The 21,152-nt window shown below is 50.1% G+C and carries 20 protein-coding genes; 17 read left to right on the forward strand and 3 right to left on the reverse strand.

Going from position 1 to position 21,152, the window contains the following annotated elements; all coding sequences use genetic code 11:
• Positions 1-54: 54 nt before the first annotated feature.
• The 8 genes from BBD38_RS09745 (at position 55) to BBD38_RS09780 (ending at position 5,797) form a co-directional block, all read left to right on the forward strand.
• A complete protein-coding gene (locus BBD38_RS09745) occupies positions 55-462 on the forward strand; it encodes a VOC family protein (RefSeq protein ID WP_066687535.1) in 408 nt (135 codons plus the stop codon).
• Between the two features lie 269 nt (positions 463-731).
• Complete coding sequence (locus BBD38_RS09750; RefSeq protein ID WP_066687537.1) at positions 732-1,028, forward strand: winged helix-turn-helix domain-containing protein; 297 nt, start codon at positions 732-734, stop codon at positions 1,026-1,028.
• A gap of 282 nt (positions 1,029-1,310) precedes the next feature.
• Entirely contained in the window at positions 1,311-1,772 is a 462-nt protein-coding gene (locus BBD38_RS09755; protein ID WP_066687542.1) for a rhodanese-like domain-containing protein, read from the forward strand.
• A complete protein-coding gene (locus BBD38_RS09760) occupies positions 1,769-2,905 on the forward strand; it encodes a TlpA family protein disulfide reductase (RefSeq protein ID WP_066687544.1) in 1,137 nt (378 codons plus the stop codon). The genes BBD38_RS09755 and BBD38_RS09760 overlap by 4 nt, the downstream gene beginning before the upstream one ends.
• The gene (locus BBD38_RS09765; RefSeq protein WP_066687545.1) at positions 2,902-3,048 is read left to right on the forward strand and encodes a CD1871A family CXXC motif-containing protein; all 147 of its coding nucleotides are present in this window, start codon (positions 2,902-2,904) and stop codon (positions 3,046-3,048) included. Before BBD38_RS09760 ends, BBD38_RS09765 begins: the two co-directional genes overlap by 4 nt.
• The gene (locus BBD38_RS09770) at positions 3,041-3,934 is read left to right on the forward strand and encodes a 4Fe-4S binding protein (RefSeq protein ID WP_235829123.1); all 894 of its coding nucleotides are present in this window, start codon (positions 3,041-3,043) and stop codon (positions 3,932-3,934) included. Before BBD38_RS09765 ends, BBD38_RS09770 begins: the two co-directional genes overlap by 8 nt.
• On the forward strand, positions 3,921-5,294 hold the full coding sequence (locus BBD38_RS09775) for an FAD-dependent oxidoreductase (protein WP_066687548.1): 1,374 nt from the start codon (positions 3,921-3,923) through the stop codon (positions 5,292-5,294). Before BBD38_RS09770 ends, BBD38_RS09775 begins: the two co-directional genes overlap by 14 nt.
• A gap of 71 nt (positions 5,295-5,365) precedes the next feature.
• Complete coding sequence (locus BBD38_RS09780) at positions 5,366-5,797, forward strand: RrF2 family transcriptional regulator (RefSeq protein WP_066687551.1); 432 nt, start codon at positions 5,366-5,368, stop codon at positions 5,795-5,797.
• Positions 5,798-5,844: 47 nt separating this feature from the next.
• Here the strand turns inward: BBD38_RS09780 and BBD38_RS09785 are convergent, their stop codons facing one another.
• A complete protein-coding gene (locus BBD38_RS09785) occupies positions 5,845-6,927 on the reverse strand; it encodes a DUF4349 domain-containing protein (protein ID WP_066687552.1) in 1,083 nt (360 codons plus the stop codon).
• A gap of 316 nt (positions 6,928-7,243) precedes the next feature.
• Here BBD38_RS09785 and BBD38_RS09790 point away from each other — a divergent pair, with 316 nt between their 5' ends.
• The 9 genes from BBD38_RS09790 (at position 7,244) to BBD38_RS09830 (ending at position 19,625) form a co-directional block, all read left to right on the forward strand.
• Complete coding sequence (locus BBD38_RS09790; protein WP_066687553.1) at positions 7,244-7,936, forward strand: response regulator transcription factor; 693 nt, start codon at positions 7,244-7,246, stop codon at positions 7,934-7,936.
• Positions 7,905-10,265 (forward strand): sensor histidine kinase, encoded by a 2,361-nt coding sequence (locus BBD38_RS09795; protein WP_066687556.1) that lies wholly within the window; start codon positions 7,905-7,907, stop codon positions 10,263-10,265. Before BBD38_RS09790 ends, BBD38_RS09795 begins: the two co-directional genes overlap by 32 nt.
• 738 nt (positions 10,266-11,003) lie before the next feature.
• The gene (locus tag BBD38_RS09800) at positions 11,004-12,497 is read left to right on the forward strand and encodes a sugar ABC transporter ATP-binding protein (RefSeq protein WP_066687559.1); all 1,494 of its coding nucleotides are present in this window, start codon (positions 11,004-11,006) and stop codon (positions 12,495-12,497) included.
• Between the two features lie 20 nt (positions 12,498-12,517).
• Positions 12,518-13,522: an ABC transporter permease gene (locus BBD38_RS09805; RefSeq protein WP_066687562.1), complete on the forward strand. Its 1,005-nt coding sequence runs from the start codon at positions 12,518-12,520 to the stop codon at positions 13,520-13,522.
• Positions 13,519-14,544, forward strand: coding sequence for an ABC transporter permease (locus BBD38_RS09810; RefSeq protein ID WP_235829124.1), 1,026 nt, complete (start codon positions 13,519-13,521; stop codon positions 14,542-14,544). Before BBD38_RS09805 ends, BBD38_RS09810 begins: the two co-directional genes overlap by 4 nt.
• 58 nt (positions 14,545-14,602) lie before the next feature.
• Positions 14,603-15,709 (forward strand): rhamnose ABC transporter substrate-binding protein, encoded by a 1,107-nt coding sequence (rhaS, locus tag BBD38_RS09815; protein WP_066687637.1) that lies wholly within the window; start codon positions 14,603-14,605, stop codon positions 15,707-15,709.
• Between the two features lie 107 nt (positions 15,710-15,816).
• Positions 15,817-17,079 carry an L-rhamnose isomerase gene (locus tag BBD38_RS09820; RefSeq protein WP_066687564.1) on the forward strand — a complete coding sequence of 421 codons (1,263 nt, stop codon included), beginning with the start codon at positions 15,817-15,819 and terminating at the stop codon, positions 17,077-17,079.
• Between the two features lie 98 nt (positions 17,080-17,177).
• The gene (locus BBD38_RS09825; protein WP_066687569.1) at positions 17,178-18,671 is read left to right on the forward strand and encodes a rhamnulokinase; all 1,494 of its coding nucleotides are present in this window, start codon (positions 17,178-17,180) and stop codon (positions 18,669-18,671) included.
• Positions 18,672-18,692: 21 nt separating this feature from the next.
• Positions 18,693-19,625, forward strand: coding sequence for a hypothetical protein (locus tag BBD38_RS09830; protein WP_066687572.1), 933 nt, complete (start codon positions 18,693-18,695; stop codon positions 19,623-19,625).
• Positions 19,626-19,737: 112 nt separating this feature from the next.
• On the opposite strand, the gene BBD38_RS09835 is transcribed toward BBD38_RS09830, so the two are convergent.
• Entirely contained in the window at positions 19,738-20,055 is a 318-nt protein-coding gene (locus tag BBD38_RS09835) for an L-rhamnose mutarotase (protein WP_066687641.1), read from the reverse strand.
• Positions 20,056-20,163: 108 nt separating this feature from the next.
• On the reverse strand, positions 20,164-21,033 hold the full coding sequence (locus tag BBD38_RS09840) for an AraC family transcriptional regulator (RefSeq protein ID WP_066687646.1): 870 nt from the start codon (positions 21,031-21,033) through the stop codon (positions 20,164-20,166).
• Between the last annotated feature and the right edge of the window lie 119 nt (positions 21,034-21,152).

The raw sequence follows: 21,152 nt of genomic DNA on the forward strand, positions 1-21,152 counted from the left end.
GTAAAAGGACTATCCTAAAGATAGGAATTTTTTATTGAAGGGGAGGAGTTTAATATGGCAAAAATGGAAGGTCTCGCGCACATCGGTGTTTTTATCTCCGACATGGAACGCAGCAAAAAATTCTATGAGGACGTTCTTGATTTTGAGACGATCTGGGAATGCGGCGTTGAGGAAAAAGACGGCACGACTACGGATGTTGCGTTTGTGAAAAACGGAAACCTGGTGCTGGAGCTTGTGCGTACGGCGAACCCGCAGAAGCGGCAGGACGGCTGGGTAGACCATATCGCGCTTGCGGTAGAGGATATTGAAGGCATCCAGAAAATGCTGGAAGACCGCGGGATTGAGTTTGAGATGGACGCCCCGGTGTTGGGAGCGAATGTGTTCCCGAATGGCGCCAAATGGCTGACGTTCCGCGGCCCGGACGGGGAGCACCTTGAAGTAAATGAAGTATTTCCGTACTAAATAGTTGGTAACAAGGGAACCGCCGTTCACGCTGTGAGCCGCGGTTTCTTTATTTGGACGCCAATTTGCTGCCGACAGAAAGCCACCGCCTATCTGTTAATTAAATGTTTACAAATAAACTTCATGAAAGGTGATTAAGCCAGGGGGAATAGGATTATTAATAAGATATAACATGGGTGGTATGGTATGCGTAAACAGCCGCCCATGCACGTTATGCGTGCATGGGCGGCTGGGTGCCAGCAATTAAGATAAGAAAGGATGGAACATTTATGCGTATCATGGTTGACAACCTGGCGGTGGATATCGAGAATCGGACGGTTCGGCGTGGAGATGAAGATATCAGGCTCACCGCAAAAGAGTACGAGGTGCTGAAATACCTCGCGCTGCATAAAGACAAAATTGTATCCCGTGCGGAGCTTTTGGAACATGTCTGGGATTGCGATTACGATTGCTTTTCCAACGTAGTGGATGTATATATCAGATTTTTAAGGGCAAAGAGCGACGACGGGCACCAGAAAAAACTGATTAAGACATTCCGCAAGCAGGGATACTCGCTCACCGCCTAGTACGGCCCGCCTGTTTAAATGAATGGGCAGTGTGGCGCTAAGGCGCCACTGCCGCTATGCGGTATGTCTCATACAATCTCATACGCACATTGTGCCATAAAATGGTTTGACCTTTTGGAGTGGGATTTGTATAAAAAATAGGAAACGGCACACCTGAACGGTATGCCGTTTTTTGTTGTCCGGAGATCGCGTATTAAAATAAATCCTTGACATGCCTAACTGTTGGTTATATAATTACAGAAAACTGATATAAAATAAATTACAGATTAGGGAGACGCAGGAATGAAACATAGATGGATTGCAATCACAGCAGGGGCCATTGCGGCAATTGCGTTTCTTGCGGGCTGCGCACCGGCGGGAGGCCCGGCCGGGCAGGGCGCCGGGGAAAGCGTGCAGGCAACGGGAGATACTTATCATAAAATTAACGCAGAGGAAGCAAAGGAAATGATGGATGTGGAAAGCGGCGTTGTGGTTGTGGATGTGCGCACTCCCGAGGAGTATGCGGAAAAGCATATCGAAGGGGCGGTCAATATTCCCAACGAGGCCATTTCCGATACCCCGCCCGAAGCGCTTGCGGATAAGGATGCCAAGCTCATTGTTTATTGCCGCACGGGCGTACGGAGCAAGCAGGCTTCGGATAAGCTGGTAAACCTGGGTTATACGAATGTTTATGATATGGGCGGAATCAACGACTGGCCGTATGAAACGGTAAGCGGCAAACAGGCCGAAGGAGGAAATGAATGAAGAAACGGAAAGGAATGATCTTTTTTGCATTGCTGATGGCAGGCCTTTTGCTTTTGGCTGCCTGTGCGCAGACTGCGGCAGTGCAAACGGAAACGGATGGAAAGCAGCCGGAAAAACAACTGTCGGAAAAGGAAACGGAGCCCCCTGAAACCACACCGTTGTTTGGAGAATTCACGACAAAGGATTCCAACGGCGACGAAGTGACGCAGGCGATTTTTTCCGGATATAAACTTACGATGGTAAATATTTGGGCGACATTCTGCGGGCCCTGCCTGCGCGAAATGCCGGAGCTCGGGGAACTGGATCGGGAATACCGGGACAAGGGCTTTCAGGTCGTGGGAATGCCAACCGATGTGATGGACCGGGATGGAACGATTTATCAGGAGCAGGTTGATCTTGTGAATGAAATTGCGGAAAAGACGGGCGCGGAATATCCGCACCTACTGCCCTCGCGGGAATTGATCGACGCGAAGCTTGGGAGTGTGACGGCGGTTCCGGAGACTGTATTTGTGGATGAAAACGGCAACCAGGTTGGCGAATCCTACCGCGGAGCGCGCAGCAAAGACGCCTGGGCGGAAATTATAGACGGGCTGCTCGCCTCTATGCCGGATACAGCGGCGCAGGTGCAGACCCAAGGTGCGGTTGCGGCGGAACCGGCGGCAGCGGAGGCTTCCGCGGATGTGCTTGACGCCCCGTTGTTTTACCAGTTTGAGACACAAGGACTGGATGGGAAAACCTATACGGACGAGGTGCTGAACCAAAACGCGAACCAGCAGCTTACGCTCGCGCTTGTCTGGAACCCCGATTGGGAAGGCAGCGGCGAAGCGCTGCGAAAGCTGCAGGCGTACCTTGAAACCGACGCGACCATCGAGGGAATCGGGTTTGTTTTGGGAGCAGGAGGAAAGGAACAGGAGGCTCTTGAAATCGCGGGACAGGCGGGGGCGGAATTTCCGCAGCTGCTGCCCGCGCAGGGAATCGAGGATTATATCCTGAAGGAAGAACCGCAGCTCATTGCGATCGCTCCGTGGGGAACGATTGTCGATAAGCCTTTCGACGCCTCCGGCGATATGGAAGCGTGGAACAAGTATATCGATAACGCGGTGATAGATGTAAACAGCGGGTGCTGCGGATGACGGCCCGGCTGAAAAACCGGCTGTGGCTTATCCTTGCGGCTGCCGGGATTGTGTTTATTATTGTCGGCGTGATGCGGGGAGAGGCGCAAATCGTTTTTACGAAGGCAGTCAATATTTGTCTGGAGTGTATTGGAATTGGTTAACGTATTTACATGGCTGGGAAGGCATATCAGGCTGGCCGTGCAGTTTGCATTCACCTTGCTGACCAACGGTTATATGGCGGGTTTCACCAAAGGGACAATTTATACGGGGGCGACAAAATTTGCGTGCGTCCCCGGGCTGAACTGTTATTCCTGCCCGGGCGCGCTCGCTTCCTGCCCGATCGGCGCGCTCCAGGCTGTGCTTGGGAACCGGGACTATAAGTTTACGTTTTATATTTCCGGGTTCCTGCTGCTTGTCGGGGCCCTGCTGGGGAAGCTTGTCTGCGGCTGGCTCTGCCCGTTTGGGCTGGTACAGGACCTGATCCACAAAATACCGTTTGTGAAAAAAATAAGGAGGCTTCCCGGGGACCGGTGGCTCAGGTGGCTGAAATATGGAATACTCGTTGGTTTCGTGATTTTGCTGCCGTTGTTTGCGGTGGATGTGATAGGGCAGGGGCAGCCGTGGTTCTGTGAATTCATTTGCCCCTCGGGCACGTTGTTTGCGGGGCTGCCGCTCGTAGGTGCAAATGCGGATTTGCAGCAGACGGCGGGAGGCTTGTTTGCATGGAAGGTCGGCCTGCTTATTGGTCTCGTTTTTTTATCAATTGCGGTGTACCGGCCGTTTTGCCGGTATGTGTGCCCGCTTGGCGCCGTTTACGGGCTGTTCAACAAGGTGTCGCTTTACCGGCTGGAAATAGATCATGATAAGTGTACACGCTGCGGCGCATGCCGGAAGGCATGCAAGCTCGATATTTCCGTATTTGAACAGCCGAACAGCGCGGAATGTATCCGCTGCGGCGCGTGTAAAAAAGCCTGCCCGAACGGTGCGATCCGGTCGACCTTCGAGCGTTGGACAAAAGAAAGGAAAAGACAGGATGGAAGAGTATGATGCGGTCATAATTGGTTTTGGAAAAGGCGGGAAAACGCTCGCGGCACATTTGGCCTCCAAAAGAAAAAAAAGGGTCGCGCTCATCGAACAGTCGGACCGGATGTATGGGGGAACATGCATCAACGTGGGATGCATTCCTTCCAAATCTCTGGTTCTGGCCGCACAGCGTTCGGAGGCGCTTGGCGGCACCTTTGAGGAGAAAGCGCGGAGGTATGCGGAGGCAATCGAAAAAAAACGCGCGCTTGTCTCTATGCTGCGCAAAAAAAATTTTGATAAGCTTGACAAGGCGGAAGGCGTAACCGTACTGAATGGCCGGGCCGCCTTTATTTCCCCCTCGCAGGTGAAGGTGGAGACGGAAAAAGGCGGACAGGTCGTTTCCGGTAAAAATTTTTTTATCAATACAGGCTCGGTTCCTTTTATCCCGCCGGTTGAGGGACTTGAGGGAAGTCCTTATGCCTATACGAGCGAGGGCATGATGGAACTGGAGGCATTGCCGCGCAGGCTGGCCATTATTGGCGGAGGATATATTGGAACGGAGTTTGCTTCCATGTATGCGGCCTTTGGCTCCGAGGTAACGGTGATTCAGGATGGGGAAACGTTCCTTGCGCGCGAGGACGAGGATATTTCCCGGGAGGTAAAGGGGATACTGGAAGAAAAAGGCGTAGCATTCCGTTTGGGAGCGCAGCTTCATTCGGTTGCGGACGGGAACGGACACGTGCGGCTGCGCATGGCATGGCAGGGCGGGGAGAAGGAGCTTGAAGCCGATGCAGTCCTTGTGGCAACGGGCAGAATCCCCAATACGGAAGGCCTTAACCTTGCGGCGGCCGGAATCGAAACGACTCCGCGCGGCGGAGTAAAAACGGACGCGCTCTTGCGTACGTCCGCCCCAAACATCTGGGCGATGGGAGATGTGCGTGGGGGACTCCAGTTTACGTATATATCCCTTGACGATTTTCGCGTCGTGTGGTCGCAGATCGGGGGCGGCATACCCTATACGGAAAAAGAGCGGAAGAATATCCCCAACAGTGTTTTTACCGACCCGCCGCTTTCTACGGTGGGCATGAAGGAGAAAGAAGCACGGGAAGCAGGATACCGTGTACGTATCGCAAGGCTTCCTGCGGCGGCTGTGCCTAAGGCGCAGGTTCTGGGACAAACGAGGGGGCTCCTCAAGGCGGTGATTGACGCGGATACCAACCGGATTCTCGGGGCGTCGTTTCTTTGCGCCGAATCGCATGAAATTATCAATACCGTTAAGCTGGCAATGGACCTTAAGGCAGGCGCCGACGTGCTGGGGCGGCAGGTTTTTACCCACCCGACGATGGGCGAAGCGCTGAACGATTTGTTTGCGTCCGGGAAGTAAGAAAAACTTGCATTTTTATTTCTCATCATTTATGATGGCAATATTGGAAACATTATGGAGGAAAAGCGGCCATGACGGGTGAATTCACCATAGCGGTTCACGCTTTGGTCTATCTCAATCATAAGAAAAAAATGATCAGCAGCGACGAGCTTGCCAAGAATGTATGCACGCATCCGGCACGCATCCGCAAGGTGATGTCGAAGCTCAAAAAGGCGGGCCTGCTCACAACCAAGGAAGGCGCCGAGGGAGGATATTCCTTTTCCCTCGATGCGGAGAAGGTTAATTTGCGCATGATAGACGAGGCGCTTGGGGAGCCGATGATTGCCGCGTCCTGGCATTCGGGGAATTCCGATATGGAATGCCTGATTGCCTCCGGTATGGCTTCCGTAATGGATGGGATATATGCGGAGCTTGACAGCGTTTGCAGGCGGCAGCTTGAGAAAACCACCATCGCCGATATTGACCGCGTGATTTTTAAAGACAGGGAAAAAGCCGGGGCATAGAAAAGATGAAAAAGCCCTTCCGTTTTGGAAGGGCTTTTTTGGTGCCGTTATTTCTTGGGTTCGTCCGTGTTCCGGGGCGGCGCCTGCTGCTGCATCGGCGGGACCGGAGGCGCCTGCGGGGGATATGGGGGATACATGGGCTGCTGCATCGTGGATTGCTGCATTGGACGCGGCGGGCGAACCTTTTCCGGGTGCTTTGCATAATGCTTTTTGCGCAGCCAGAGAATCAGCCGGATTACCGCGTAAATAACCGCGGCCAGGATCGCCAGCAGGATAAGCACGGGCAGCGCCGCCATGAACCCAACGGCGAAGTTTTCCAGGAATTCACCCACGCCCGTCATGGACATGGAGAACGCGTCAGACGCGCGGTCGCCGAGGGGCTGGCCGTCCGCGCCGATGGTTTCGGGCGTGATAAGCTCCGTCAGGGTAACATCCACCGTTGCATAATCGACGAGCTGATCCATCTGCCTTTTGCTGCCCTGGAGCTGGTCAAGCTCATACAGTACGTCGGAAAGCTCCTGTTCAAACGCGACGATATCCTCTGCCTTGGTTGCGTTTTCAAGATAACCCAGCAGGCGGTCTTTGCGTATGGTGAGCATCTCAATCCGGGCATCCGTATCGTAATACTGCGAGGTGAGGTCGTCCGTGGATTTATGCTTGCCGACCACCTCGCCAATTCCCGAAAGCCTGTCCATAAAGGCAGTCAGGCTGGAGGTAGGGACGCGCAGGGAAAGATAGGAATTACGGCCGTAATTTTTTCCGGTTTCCGAGGAATAAGAGGAACTTTCCTCGTTTGCGACATACCCGCCGACCGCTGAAAGCTCTTCATTGATCTTTGCGTAGTCCGCATCATATTGCTTGGTGTTGATGTCAAACGATGCGCTGTAGGTGAGCTTGCGGTCCGTATCGGGCAGGTCCGGATTGGAAAGGCCGCCAAGGCCGCCGGCCTCTTCATAAGCTTCCGTTTCTGCCTCCGCACCTTCGTTTTTGGATGAATCCGCCGCTGCGGCAGGCCCATAGCTGGCCTCGGGAGCAGCCGCCGAATCCATAGCGCCCGTTTCGGATGGGGCCGCAGAACAGGCTGTCAGGAACAAGACAGCGCATATCATAACGACGATTATTTTCTTCATGTCATTTTACCTCCGGTTATTTTATTCGTTTGTTATTGTGGTCCTGATATCAATGGAAAAAGCTTCTTTGAATTGTTTTCATTATACAGGAAAAAGAGACGCTGCGCCTATAAGTTCATACAGTGTTCACAAAGAAATATTGCTGTTATACGAACTTAACGGGAAGGTAATAAAACCGGTGAAATTGTCATAAAGTCTTAAGAAAATTTAAGGTTTGTTCTTAATATTTCTAACTTATCCTAGGATTAGGGAAAAAAGAGAAGGCGTGTTATAATGGTATGGATCAAGATACCATTATAACGGAGGTAAGGAACACATGAGGATACTGGTGTGTGACGACGATAAGGAAATCGTCGACGCGATCGAAATCTATCTGGTGAATGAAGGCTACGAGGTTCTGAAAGCATATGACGGGGCGCAGGCTGTAAAGTATGCGGAGGAGCAGGAAATCCACCTGATCGTCATGGACATCATGATGCCCGGGATGGACGGTATCCGCGCAACGATGAAGCTGAGGGAAAGCGCAAATATTCCCGTCATCATGCTGAGCGCGAAGTCGGAGGACAATGACAAAATCCTGGGGCTTAACTCCGGCGCGGACGATTACCTGACGAAGCCGTTTAATCCACTGGAGCTGGTCGCGCGGGTGAAATCCCAGCTGCGGCGTTACACATCGCTTGGAAGCATGACCCAGGAGAAGGGAGTGCTCCAAACGGGCGGGCTTGTGCTTGACGATATGAAAAAGACCGTTACGGTAGACGGCGAGCCTGTAAAGCTTACCCCCATGGAATACAAAATATTGCGCTACCTGATGCAGAATATGGAACGGGTTCTTTCCACCACGCAGATATATGAAAGCGTATGGGACGAAAAAGCGGTCGGCGCGGAAAACACTATTGCGGTGCACATTCGCCGGATTCGCGAGAAGATTGAGATTAACCCGAAAGAACCAAAATATTTGAAGGTGGTGTGGGGGATTGGATACAAAATTGATAAGATCAAAGTATGATTTTAAATTTAAAATCATTGCCTGGATTATCTGTATTGCGACCGGATGCCTGATCTCTTTTTCCGTAGTACGCCTTGAGAAGTATGATCCCGCAAATACGATGACGAGCGACAAGTATGTTGAAAGCGCGGAATACCTTTCCACAATGCAGGACTATACAAATTCCGTGGAATACGCGTTTTATGGCTATGACGACTCGGCAAAACAACATGAGGTGCGGAATTACATCTCGGGACTGAAGAATTCTTATTCCGAAGAAATCAGTGAAGTGCTTGGAAGCACAGACCTTGGGGAGGGCAATTATTATGATGAGTATCTTGAGAAATTTCAGGAAGAATTTGCAGCTCAGGTTGCAGGAAACGAAGCAGCGTCGGGCAAAACGGCGGGAACAGCGGTGGCAGGCGAGGATCAGGGCCAGTCTGATTCTTTAAGCACCGAAGTTGCGTCTTCCGCCGCGGAAGACAGCGGCCTTCCTGCGCTTGACGAATATACCCAAAAGCAAATCGACTCCATCAACAAGAAGTATGCGGAGCTTTTGGTGAATGCGGAAAGCTACGTGGATGGAAAGTATGCCTCCATGGAAAAGCAGGCGCGGGAAAACCTTGCGAATAATGAGAATTATTACTATGCGATTGCCGCCGACGGGCAGGTAATCCATACGAATGTCCCGAAGGGCGAAGCCGATCCCATAGGGTGGATCGGGCGGCTTGAGGGAAATGAGGCTTATTCGTGGGACGGTGTTGAAACAGGGCTCTATAATAATGTCTCGACAGGTATGACGGCGTCTCGTTCTTCTTCGGTGGAAACCGGAACGCAGATGGCGCAGGGGGCCTTTATTTTTACGGGAATGTCCGATTCCTTTTATGAACACAGCAAGCAGGACTACGAAATCGCTTACCGGGGTTACCTCACCACGATTGTATTGATGATCGTTTGGATTGTCCTTTTTGCAGGCGCTTTTATCTGGCTGATGTACACGGCGGGACGTTCCCCGAAAACCGACGAGGTAAAGGTTACATTCATGGATTCCGTATGGCTCGATATTGGCGGGATCGCGCTTATTTTGATCGAGCTTGCGATGCTGGCGCTCTTTTTCAGCGAACGGATCGATTTGCCGGGCGCTGCGGGGGCGGTGCAGGTTATCCGTATTTCTGTATATACGGCGGTGGGGATAGCATTCCTGCTGATGTGGAGCATGAGCGTTTCACGCCGGGTAAAACGAAAAGAAAACTACACGCTGGCCGGGCGGGTATTTTCCGGTTTCAATAAAACATGGCGCGAGAGCAGCGTTAAGGCTAAGGGCGTCGGGATCGTGGTATGGTACCTGATTGTTGGGATGCTCCTTTGCCTGGTTACCGTGCTTTTTGGTTTGCTGATGGGCGGCACGGGCGTATTTATCGGGCTTGTGTTTATTGCAATTTACCTTGCGGCCGCGTTGAAATTTGTTATGGAAAAAGCCGCGGCCGTGGGACATATCAAGGAAGGGGTGCGCCACATCAAGGACGGCGACCTCGAATACCGGATTACGAAAGGCGGCGGCCAGGATTTTGAAGAAATTGCGACAGGCATCGAGCATATCGCGGAAGGCCTTGACGCGGCGGTGACGCAGGAAGTGAAGTCTGAGCGAATGAAGACGGAGCTGATTACCAATGTGTCGCACGATATAAAAACGCCGCTCACCTCGATTCTCACCTATGTGGATTTGCTGAAGAAGGAGGGACTTACAAGTGAAAACGCGCCGCGTTATCTGGAAGTGCTGGACATGAAATCGCGGCGGCTGAAATATTTGACGGACGACCTGTTTGAGGCGGCCAAGGCAAGCAGCGGCGATATGACGGTCTCGGTTTCCAGGATTGAGCTGGTTCAGTTTATGGAGCAGGCGCTCGGGGAAATGTCGGATAAAATCGAGGCGTCAGGGCTCTCCTTTGTGACGGCGGAGCAAAAGGACAATATGTACGTATATGCCGACGGGAAGCTTTTGTTCCGGGTAATTGGAAACGTGATCGACAACGCCATTAAATATGCGGCGGACGGCTCGCGGGTATATATCGACTTTTTCCGCGGTGAAGACCAGGCATGCATTGTCGTGAAAAACGTATCGCGCGACCCGCTGAATATGACGGAAGAGGAATTGATGGAACGCTTTAAGCGCGGCGATGAATCCCGCCATACGGAAGGGTCGGGCCTCGGGCTTTCAATCGCGCGCAACTTCATGGAACTCATGAAGGGGGAATTTAAGATCGAGATTGACGGCGACCTTTTCAAGGTAATGATTTGCTTCCCGGCGGAGCAGGAAGAACGGCCAGGGCAGGAGCAAATTGGGGAATAGAAAATGAAAATAAGCGGCTGTCCCAGGATGAAAAATCCGGGGCAGCCCTTTTTTATAACCAAATAGAAAATAACAGGAAATTTATGCAAAAATTAAGGACTTAATTTTCAGGGGACATTTCTTTATATACTATGGAAAGATCACTTTTTCGTACATTTTGATTTTCCGGACTGTTTTTCAGTCCGGAATCAAAAATTTGTGGGCAGGATTACTTCTTCACCTTGGGATCAGGGGACATTTCACATTCAGGAACAGTCCGTTCATAAAGCCGTTCCCTCAATTTTTAATGTAAATATTAAAAATTTGCGGAAAAAAAAGATTTATACTGTTATTAATATATTGTGATTCCGAGGCGCCGATTTTTTTTGCACTACCTCTAATATCGGATAAAAAGAAGCGTTATATTACGGATTAAGAACATATGTTCTAATCCTTGACAATAAAGGGGCGCATTTTTGCAGGAAGAGCAATATAATGTAATTTTTGGTTAAGATTATTTATTGATTTGACACTCCCTTACGTGTAAGATTTTTTATAGAAAGACAACATTCACGGTTTAGATTAATTAGTTATAACAAGCTTTCTCTAAGAAAACACAATTAAAATGATTATACAGGAAAATTGCAGCCAAAGTTCGTGTGTTTTTTTAGTACATTCAAATATATTACAGGGATAGGAAGAAATATATTGCGACCGTGGCTTGGAATTGGATCAAATCCAGTCAGAGGAGGGGATAAAATGGATGAATATATCTTGGAATTGGATCATATCACAAAGATATTTCCCGGGGTGAAAGCGCTGCAAAATGTGAATTTTCAACTAAAACGCGGGGAAATACATGCCCTTATGGGGGAGAACGGTGCCGGAAAGTCGACGTTTATCAAAGTGATTACCGGGGTGCATCAGCCTGAAGAAGGCACTATGAAGCTGGATGGGAAGCCGGTGCAATTTAAGTCTACGCGCGATTCGCAGGAGGCGGGAATTGTTTGTATCTATCAGCACTCCACAGCCTACCCGGACCTGAGCGTAACAGAAAATATTTTTCTGGGGCATGAAATCACCAAGGGGAAAATGAGGACATTGCAATGGAAGGATATGCATGCAAAGGCCCAGGAGCTTCTGGAAAGGCTTGGAGCCAATATTGATCCGAAGGCCAGCATGGGGACCCTTTCGGTTGCGCAGCAGCAGCTTGTGGAGATTGCAAAAGCCCTTTCAAGTCAGGCACGGATCATTATTATGGATGAGCCTACCGCGGCGCTGACAAAACGGGAAAGCGAAGAATTATATGAATATACGGAAAAATTGCGCGAGGGCGGTGCGTCGATTATTTTCATTTCGCATCGGTTCGAGGATATGTATCGGTTGGCGGACCGTGTAACGGTGTTGCGCGACGCGCAGTATATCGGTACATGGGATGTGAATGCGATATCGAATGAAGATATGATTATTGCAATGGTAGGACGGGAGATCAAACAGCTGTTTCCTAAACGTAAAATCGAAATCGGCGGTGAAATTTTAAAAGTTGAAAAGCTTGGCAGGACCGGATATTTCAAAGATATCTCCTTTCATGTAAAAAAGGGAGAAATTGTCGCGCTGACCGGACTTGTCGGCGCCGGGCGGAGCGAGGTTGCCGAAACGATTTTTGGTATAGCCCAGCCGAGCGAGGGGAAGATTTATGTAGACGGAAAGGAAGTAAAAATAAAAAATCCGACCGATGCGACACACGCGGGACTGGGGTTATTGCCGGAGGACCGGCAGAAACAGGCGCTGATCCTCGATTGGGAAATATCTAAAAATATCGGCCTTGGGAATATGGACAGGTTCCGGGACGGCCCGTGGTATAACAAGGCGAAGGAGAGCGGGACGGCGCAGGAACTTGCCGAGAAAATGGCGGTAAAAGCGTCCTCCATTTATGATAAAGCGTCTTCACTGTCGGGCGGAAACCAACAAAAGGTCGTAGTGGCAAAAGCGCTGACCTCGGACTTGAAGCTGATTATTATGGACGAGCCGACAAAGGGCGTTGATGTCGGAGCCAAGGCGGCTATTTACGAAATCATGGGCGAGCTGGCCCAGCAGGGATATGGAATTCTCCTGATCTCTTCGGAGATGCCGGAAGTCCTAGGAATGGCTGACCGTATTATTGTTATGAAATCAGGAAGGATCACGGCCGAATTCAAGAGCGAAGAAGCGAATCAGGAAAAAATACTGGAAGCGGCCATGCTGGGCGAATAAAAAGCAAGGGGAATGGAAAAGTGAAAGCATCTGCAAATACCTTGGAGAAAAATAAAACAAAAAAGACATTCCGCGAACTGGGACTGTTGGTTTTCCTGATCGTGCTATGCGTGATTTTCCAGGCGATTAATCCAACGTTTTTTACTTGGGAAAACCTGGCGGATATGCTCAGGAACACATCAATCCTGGCAATTCTTGCCGTCGGGATGATGATGGTGATGGTCACAGGCGGAATTGATTTGTCGGTGGGCGCGATTGTGGCTCTGGCGGGCATGGTATCTGCGCTGACGGTGCAATATGTTCCGCAATTACCGGCATTTATTGCAATACTGATCGGTATGGGGGTCGGGCTTGGCTGCGGTGCGGTGAACGGCGTATTGGTAGCGAAGGGGAGGATCATACCGATTATCGCTACGCTGGGCATGATGAACGTGTTTCGTGGGCTGACCTATTTGATTAGCGGAAGCAAATGGGTTTCGGCGCACCAGATGTCGGACGGGTTCAAGTCTATCGCGACAGGCGGCATTGGGCCGATCAATACGCTTATCATTATTGCCGTTATCGTCGTATTGATCTTCTACTACTTCCTGAATTATAACCGGACCGGCCGGTATATCTATGCGGTTGGCTCCAACCCGGAAAGCGCGGTCATCACGGGAATCAAAAAAGACCGGATATTGATTATGTCTTATACCTTGCTGGGCCTGCTTGCCGGGCTGGCAGGAGTCCTATGGGTAAGCAAATTTGCTTCCGCACAGGGCGACACGGCGACCGGCTATGAAATGAATGTAATTGCCGCCTGTGTGCTTGGGGGCGTCAGCGTATCCGGCGGAACCGGAAAGGTGGGAGGCCTGCTGCTCGGGGTGCTGTTGCTCGGGGTGCTGCAAAATGCATTGCCATTAATCAATGTATCTACCTTCTGGGAAGATTTTATACAGGGAATTATCATATTGGTTGCAATCCTGCTGAATATCTCGGTGAAACGCAGGGCGGATAAGAATGCTTTAAAGAGAAGGGAGATATGAGCAAGATGGCTTCGTTAAATAAACGTACGAATGTAGAATTGGATCGCTCAGTCCTGGAACGCAGGCTGGAACCGAAAAAATTCTTCTTGCAGTGGGAATGGCTGCTTGTCGCCATACTGGTTGTCATATTGATCGTTAACGGCTCGGTATCGGATTATTTCCGCGGGACGCAAATACTGGACGCCACGATGAATTTTATGGATAAAGGTTTCATGGTACTGGCGATGGTTTTTGTCATCCTTCTGGGGGAAATAGATATTTCGATCGGATCAACCGCAGCGCTGTGCTCTGTTATAATGGCGGTGGCCTATAACGCGGGGATGCCGATGGAGCTTTCCCTAGTGCTTTGCCTTGCGGTGGGACTTGGGTGTGGTTATGTGAACGGAATACTGGTTGCAAAATATAAAGAGGTGCCGTCCATGATTATTACCCTCGCAACCATGACCATTTACCGCGGTATCGCATATATCATACTGGAGGACCAGGCTTCCGGGGGATTTCCGGATTGGTTCCAGTACCTGAGCTGGGGGTATGTGGGCCCGATTCCGTTTTCGTTGCTGATGTTCATTGTCCTTGCCGTAATTTTTGGTTTGTTACTGCATAAAAGTGCATTTGGGCGCCAGATTTATGCGATGGGAAACAATGAGACGACGAGCAGGTATTCCGGCATTAAAGTGGACCGCAATAAAATTATTGTTTTTACACTCATGGGACTCATGGCAGGTGTATGCGCGCTGTTCCTTACATCGCGCATGGCGTCCACCCGCCCGAACGTAGCACAGGGATATGAACTGGATGTAATCGCAATGGTTGTACTGGGCGGGGTATCGACGGCCGGTGGGAAGGGAAATATGCCGGGGGCGATCCTTGCAGTGTTTATCGTAGGCTATTTGAGATATGGCTTGGGCCTTATCAATATTTCCGCACAGGTTATGATGATTATTATCGGCCTGCTGCTGATCGGCTCGGTTCTGGCATCCAACTTTTTGCTTAATAGGCCGAAGGCCCTGCCAAAGAAATAAAAAAATGTTTCCATACCAATGGAAAAATGAGAAAATACAGATTCATGAGGAGGAAAAAATGAAAAAATGGATGACGGTAGTATGCTTGCTGGTCGTCGCGGCGTTTGTCTTTGCGGCATGCGCTCCGGCGGCGGAAACAACCTCACAGGCGCCGGAGAGCAGCGCGCCTGCAGAGGATGGGACGGAGGCCGGCGCAGAAGCTTCCACGGGAACGGAAGCCGCGGCAGGCAGCGGGAAACATGCAATTGTGTTCAAAAATACGGGAAACCCGTATGGTGAGAAGGAAATGGAAGGCTTTGAAAATGCCATCAAGGAAGCCGGGCAGGAAGCAATTTTAAGGGCGCCCGACCAACCGACGGCGGAAGGCCAGATACAAATCATTGAAGAACTGATTGCACAGGGGGTTGATTCCATTACCGTAGTTGCGAACGACCCGGACGCCCTCCAGCCGGCTTTGACAAAAGCTATGCAGGCAGGGATCAAGGTAAGCGCGGTTGATTCCGGCGTAAATGCGCAGTCGAGGGAATTGTTTGTAAACCAGGCCGGTTCCGAGCTTATCGGACAGGCGCTGATGGATGCGGCATATGATATGTGCGGCGGTTCCGGCGAATTTGCAATCCTGTCGGCAACCAGCCAGGCGACAAACCAGAATGCATGGATCGAAGCTCTCCAGAAAATCATGGAAGGCGACGAGAAATATAAGGATATGGAGCTTGTAAAGGTTGCCTACGGCGACGACCTGCGCGACAAATCCGTATCTGAAACGGAAGCGCTCCTTCAATCCTATCCGGACCTGAAATGCATTGTAGCGCCTACAACGGTGGGTATCGCCGCGGCGGGCAAGGTTTTGACGGACAAGGGACTGGCGGGCAAAGTTGCGCTGACCGGCCTCGGGCTTCCATCCGAAATGGCCGAATATATTGATAACGGCGTTTGTGAATATATGTTCCTGTGGAATCCGCTGGACCTCGGTTACCTGGCAGGTTATACGGCAATGGCGCTGACCGACGGCACAATCACGGGGGCTGCCGGCGATAAATTCGAGGCGGGAACTCTCGGTGAATATACGGTTGTGGATGCAAGCGACGGAGGCACGGAAATTATCCTGGGGCCGCCCTTCCGCTTCGATTCGGCGAACATTGCGGAATGGAAAGACGTCTATTGATTGAACAAATTCATCAAAATGCTGCAAGCAAAGCAGGGTAAGTAACAGGGCAGCTTGCGGGAGCGTATCCTGCAAGCTGCTTTTTATACACAGAAAAGAGGGAAAGTATGAATAATAAAAATATATCGGCACAATATGAACTGGCTAAGGAACAATTTGCCGCAACGGGCGTTGATACGGATAAGGCTCTCAATACGCTGCAGAATGTCGAAATATCGATGCATTGCTGGCAGGGAGACGACGTAATCGGTTTTGAGGAAAGCGACCAGGGCTTGTCCGGGGGAATTATGGCAACCGGAAACTATATGGGCCGTGCGCGTACCGCAGACGAGCTTCGGGCAGACTATGAAAAGGCGTTTTCCCTGATCCCGGGGAAACAACGGGCAAACCTGCACGCCTTCTATCTGGAAACAAATGGCAAACGTGTCGAACGGGATGAAATAGAAGCAAAATATTTTGAAAATTGGATGCAATGGGCACAGGAACAGGGAATATCGCTCGATTTTAACCCGTCCATGTTCTCGCACCCGAAGGCGGAAGGATATACGCTGGCAAGCTACGATAAAGGCATACGCGACTTCTGGATTGAGCACGGGAAGCGGTCACGCGAGATTGGAGCTGAAATGGGCAAACGCCAGGGAAATCCATGCGTAATCAATCATTGGATGATCGATGGGAGTAAGGACGCGCCTGTTGACAGGTTCGCCCGCCGCCAGTTGTTTGCAAAAAGCATGGATGAAGTCCTTTCCAAAAAAATTTCCAAGGACTACCTGCTGGACAGCATTGAAAGCAAATTATTTGGCATCGGGCTGGAAAGCTTTACGGCAGGATCGAATGAAATGTGTCTTGGTTATGCATTGACCCGCGATATTATGGTCACCTTCGACCTCGGGCATTTCCATCCGACTGAAAGCGTAGCGGACAAAATTTCTTCAACGCTTGTATATATGGATAAAATCCTGCTGCACACAAGCCGCGGGGTTCGTTGGGACAGCGATCACGTTGTCCTCCAGAACGACGACCTTGCGTTGCTAATGGAAGAAGTGGTACGCGCAGATGCGCTTTCCCGCGTTTGTATCGCGCTGGATTTCTTTGACGCCAGCATCAACCGTATCGCTGCATGGGTTATCGGCACACGAGCAACACAGAGGGCACTGCTGTCGGCCTTGCTTGAACCGACGGAAAAATTAAAGGAACTGGAAAGAAGCGGGGATACAACGTCGCGGCTTGCGCTTCTTGAAGAACATAAAAATATGCCGGTCAATGCGGTCTGGAACTATTTCTGCGAAAAGGACGGCGTTCCGGTCGGAAGCGCATGGCTTAATGAAGTAAAACAGTACGAAAAAAATGTACTGGACGGCAGAATCTAATCAATAAAGGGTGGCGCGGCCTGCCCGCCTTATGGCCGCGCTACTCTGATATGCAATATAGCGAAAATATAACGAAACAGGAACAAGGGGTAGAAGCTATGGAAACGAAAAGGCACCTGGCGTTCGATTTTGGCGCGGAAAGCGGCCGTGCTGTCGTCGGGACGCTCAAAGACGGAAAATTGACAATGGAAGAGCTTCACCGCTTCCCGACCCAAAGCATGTTCATATATGGGTCGCTGCGGTGGAATATATATAGGTTCTATGAAGAAATCGTTACAGGACTGCGAAAATATACGGCAAAATACGGCAGTGCGCTTGAGAGCATTGGCGTGGATACTTGGGGTGTGGATTACGGCTTCCTGAAGGGAGACGGGACCCTTTTGGAAATTCCCTACCAATACCGGGACGACCGTACAAACGGCACGGCGGAAATTATAGATAAGGCGATGGGAAATCGTGCCGTATACGATATTACGGGTATCCAATTTATGACAATCAACACCCTGAACCAAATGGTTGCGGTAAAACGGGATACGCCGGAGCGGTTTGATGAAGCGCACGATATGCTGTTTATTGGCGATATCCTGCACTATTTGCTGGGCGGAAAGAAAACGGCGGAATTTACAGTAGCGTCTACGTCGCAGATGCTCGACGCCTTTCAAAAGGACTGGTCGCCCGGACTTCTTCGGAAATTTGGATTTCCGGATAAGCTGAAAAGCAGGATCGTTTTTGCCGGGGACGTACTTGGCACGATCAATACGGAGCTGGCGAAAGAGGTTGGGCTGAGCGAAACGGTGAAAATCGTTACCCCGGCGGTACACGATACGGCCAGCGCGGCGGCTGCGATTCCTGCCGAAGGGGAAAAGTGGGCCTATATCAGCTCGGGAACATGGTGCATGGTCGGCGTTGAGACCGGAGAACCGGTAATCAACGATGCGAGCTATGAAATGAATATCTCCAATTCCGGCGGAGCGCTGGGAAAGAATTTATTCCTGAAAAATGTTATGGGGCTTTGGATCATCCAGCAGTGTAAAAAAGCATGGAACAAAAAATATCCGGAACTTGGATATCCCGGGATCGTAGAAAAAGCGGTTAATGCCAAGCCGTTTGCGGGCTTTATTGATCCGGATGACGCTTTGTTTTTCGCACCCCAGGATAATATTGCGGCAATCCGGGAATATCTGGACAAAACCGGGCAAACCGGCGTGGACACCGGGGATATCGGGACCGTAGCACGTATTGTATATGAAAGCCTTGCGTTTAAATACCGCTATGTAGTAGACAGACTAAAAGCCGCAACCGGACAGGAAGTGGAGGTGCTGCATATTATCGGCGGCGGCACTAAGAACGCCCTGCTGAACCAGTTTTCTGCAAATGCGCTGGGCTTCCGGGTGAAGGCGGGCCCGGCCGAGGCGACTGCGACCGGGAATCTGCTGCTGCAGGCATATGGATGCGGGGAAGTGGGTTCCTTGCAGGAAATCCGGGAGATTGTCAGGGCTTCCAATGAAATGGAAGTATTTGAACCGGAACGAGAAACGGCCGGGGAATGGACGCGCGCCTATGAACAGTTCAAAACGGTGTGCGGTTTGTAATGGAGAAAGGTTTGCCGGGCTATGGAAAATAAAGAGAACAGGATCATATTTTATAATACGGGATACGACGAAACAAGGAGCGGGGCCGAATTTGGATGCGCGACACTTGGTTTCACCAGTGAACGGGGATGGGTAGAGCCGCAGGAAGGCGCGGCGCTGGAATTGCCCTATCGGGTAAAAGGAGCTGTTTTCCACGGGAATATGGAGCCGACAATTCAAAACATCAAGGCGTATGCACGCGGAGGGAAAGCGGTAAAAGGCGGCATCCTGTTTTTGGGAAACTGCGGCGGGGAAGAAGCGTTTATCGAACAATTGGGTAGCATTTATCCGGGAATTCCATTTGTCGGCGGAAGCCCCGCGATTGGGGAAGATAGCCGTGTGGGACGTATGCTGCCTGAAAACGGCGAGGTCTCAATCTTACTGATTACGGATGAGCGATACGACCTTGAAGTGGAGTATTGTAATGTGCACCGGGAGACAGTTGGCTTTGTAAAAGTCTGCGGCACCGATTCGCGCTATATTGAGACGGTTGAAGTGGATGGAGCCAAAATCCGGTTTTACGACTATATCCATACCGAGGCGAAAAAGCGTGGCGTTAAAGAAGGGATACACGAGCGCATTGCCATCAGCGATCACCTGGACAGGAATATTCACCTGATACCGGATGGCGGGAATTTCATATGCGGCGCGAACCTGCCGGAGGAGCGCGGGATTCTTGTGCGCTACACGGACAAACAAAATGTTTTTAAGGCAATGGAGGCTTTCTATGCGTCGGAAGATTCCGTTATATTCGGCTGTGCGGGCATAAAATCTATGCTGGACGGCCAAACGTTTATAACCGGGAAAAATTCAGCCGGCCTGTTTATGTTCGGAGAGGTCGCATTCCTTAACGGAAGTTCACAGTTTGCCAATCTGATGCTGGCGAAGATGAAATTCCTGAGAAAGGGGAACTGAATATCAAAAGGACGGATTTACTGCAGTATAATTGAAGGCAATAAAAACCAGGTCCCAATGGACCTGGTTTTTATTGTAGCTTCGCTTGATGCGAGGGAGAAACGTATCGGAACTATTCCAGGTAGAAGATTTCATCTAAATATTCGATAGGCTCTTCGGAACCAAGATCGAAACTCCCTTCCACCATTTTGGATGTAATTGCGTTCCAACGTCTGCAGTCCTCGTCATTATCCATATATTGCATCGCTTTCTGTACGTCGTCACATTCAAATACATAGAAAAACTGTAGCCCATTCCTGAAAATAGAATAGTTTTTGATACCCGCTTTGCGGTGTGCTTCCATGATTTCAGGCCAGGGTTCGCGGTGCATGCGTACATATTCGTCAATGCAATCTTCCTTTATATACCAAATCCAAGCGTATTTTTTCATGCCGTTCCTCCGTTTTTTCTCCATTATAAAACAAGTCGGGGAGAATCTCCACATTGGCACAAACAATTCGCAATTTTTTTGCATTTTATACCAATTTTAGTGACTGGATTAAAAGGAGCCCTGCCGCCTGAACTGGAGAGGCGTCATCCCGACGACCTTTTTGAACGTATTAATGAAATAGCCGGTGTTCTGGAAGCCCGTATTTTCCGCGACCTCATAGATGTTCATGTCGGTAAACTTGAGGAGTTGTTTTGCGTGGTTAATCCGCGTCATACGAAGATAGTCGTTGGGCGTAAACCCAGTATATTTTTTAAATTCTTTCAGCAGGTGATATTTGCTGACCATTAAGGTTTTGGCAAAATAATCAAGGCTCAGGTTGTCTTTGAAGTGCGTGTCAATATCTTTAATCGCCTCCTGGATATATTCGGGAATATTGGTCTTTGTGGAATAAGCCGCCCCGGACAGGATCAATATCTCGGTCAGGAGTCCCGTGATGAGCTTGGAACTGACTAGCTCCGAATACATGCTCTTTTTCTGGTTTACCTCAATCAGCTCGGTCAGATAATTGTAGACCGGTCCCACCGTACCGACGCGGATCACAGGCGTTTTTTGCCTCAAAAACTGCTGGTAATAGCTTTGCGCGGCACCACCGTTGAACTGGACCCACATCATATCCCAGCGTGCCGGGCCATGGGGCTTCAAAGAATGATACTCCATACAGTCGACAAAAAACAAATCCCCAGGCCTCAAACGATAGGTTTTGTTCTGATACTGGTAATTACTTTCCCCTGCCAATGTAAGCATTACGAGGAAAGATGCGATATCCTCGTGTTCCGTGTAATAATTGGAGAAGCATTGGAACATTCCAATCTCCTGCACATAGAAAAAAGCCTCCCTTGCCAGCTCGCTGGGCGTATTGATGATCCAGATGGAATCTTCGGACCAATCCTTTGTGTAGTTCTTTGTTAATGTAGGCATTTTATCACCGCAAGATATTATAATAAGTACACAACTTAAATAATTGATAAGAAATTTATACTTGATATAATTATAGTATAAAACAAAATAGTGCTTCATTCAATATATTTCTCACAATA

Source organism: Christensenella intestinihominis, assembly GCF_001678845.1.
Lineage (GTDB): Bacteria > Bacillota > Clostridia > Christensenellales > Christensenellaceae > Christensenella > Christensenella intestinihominis.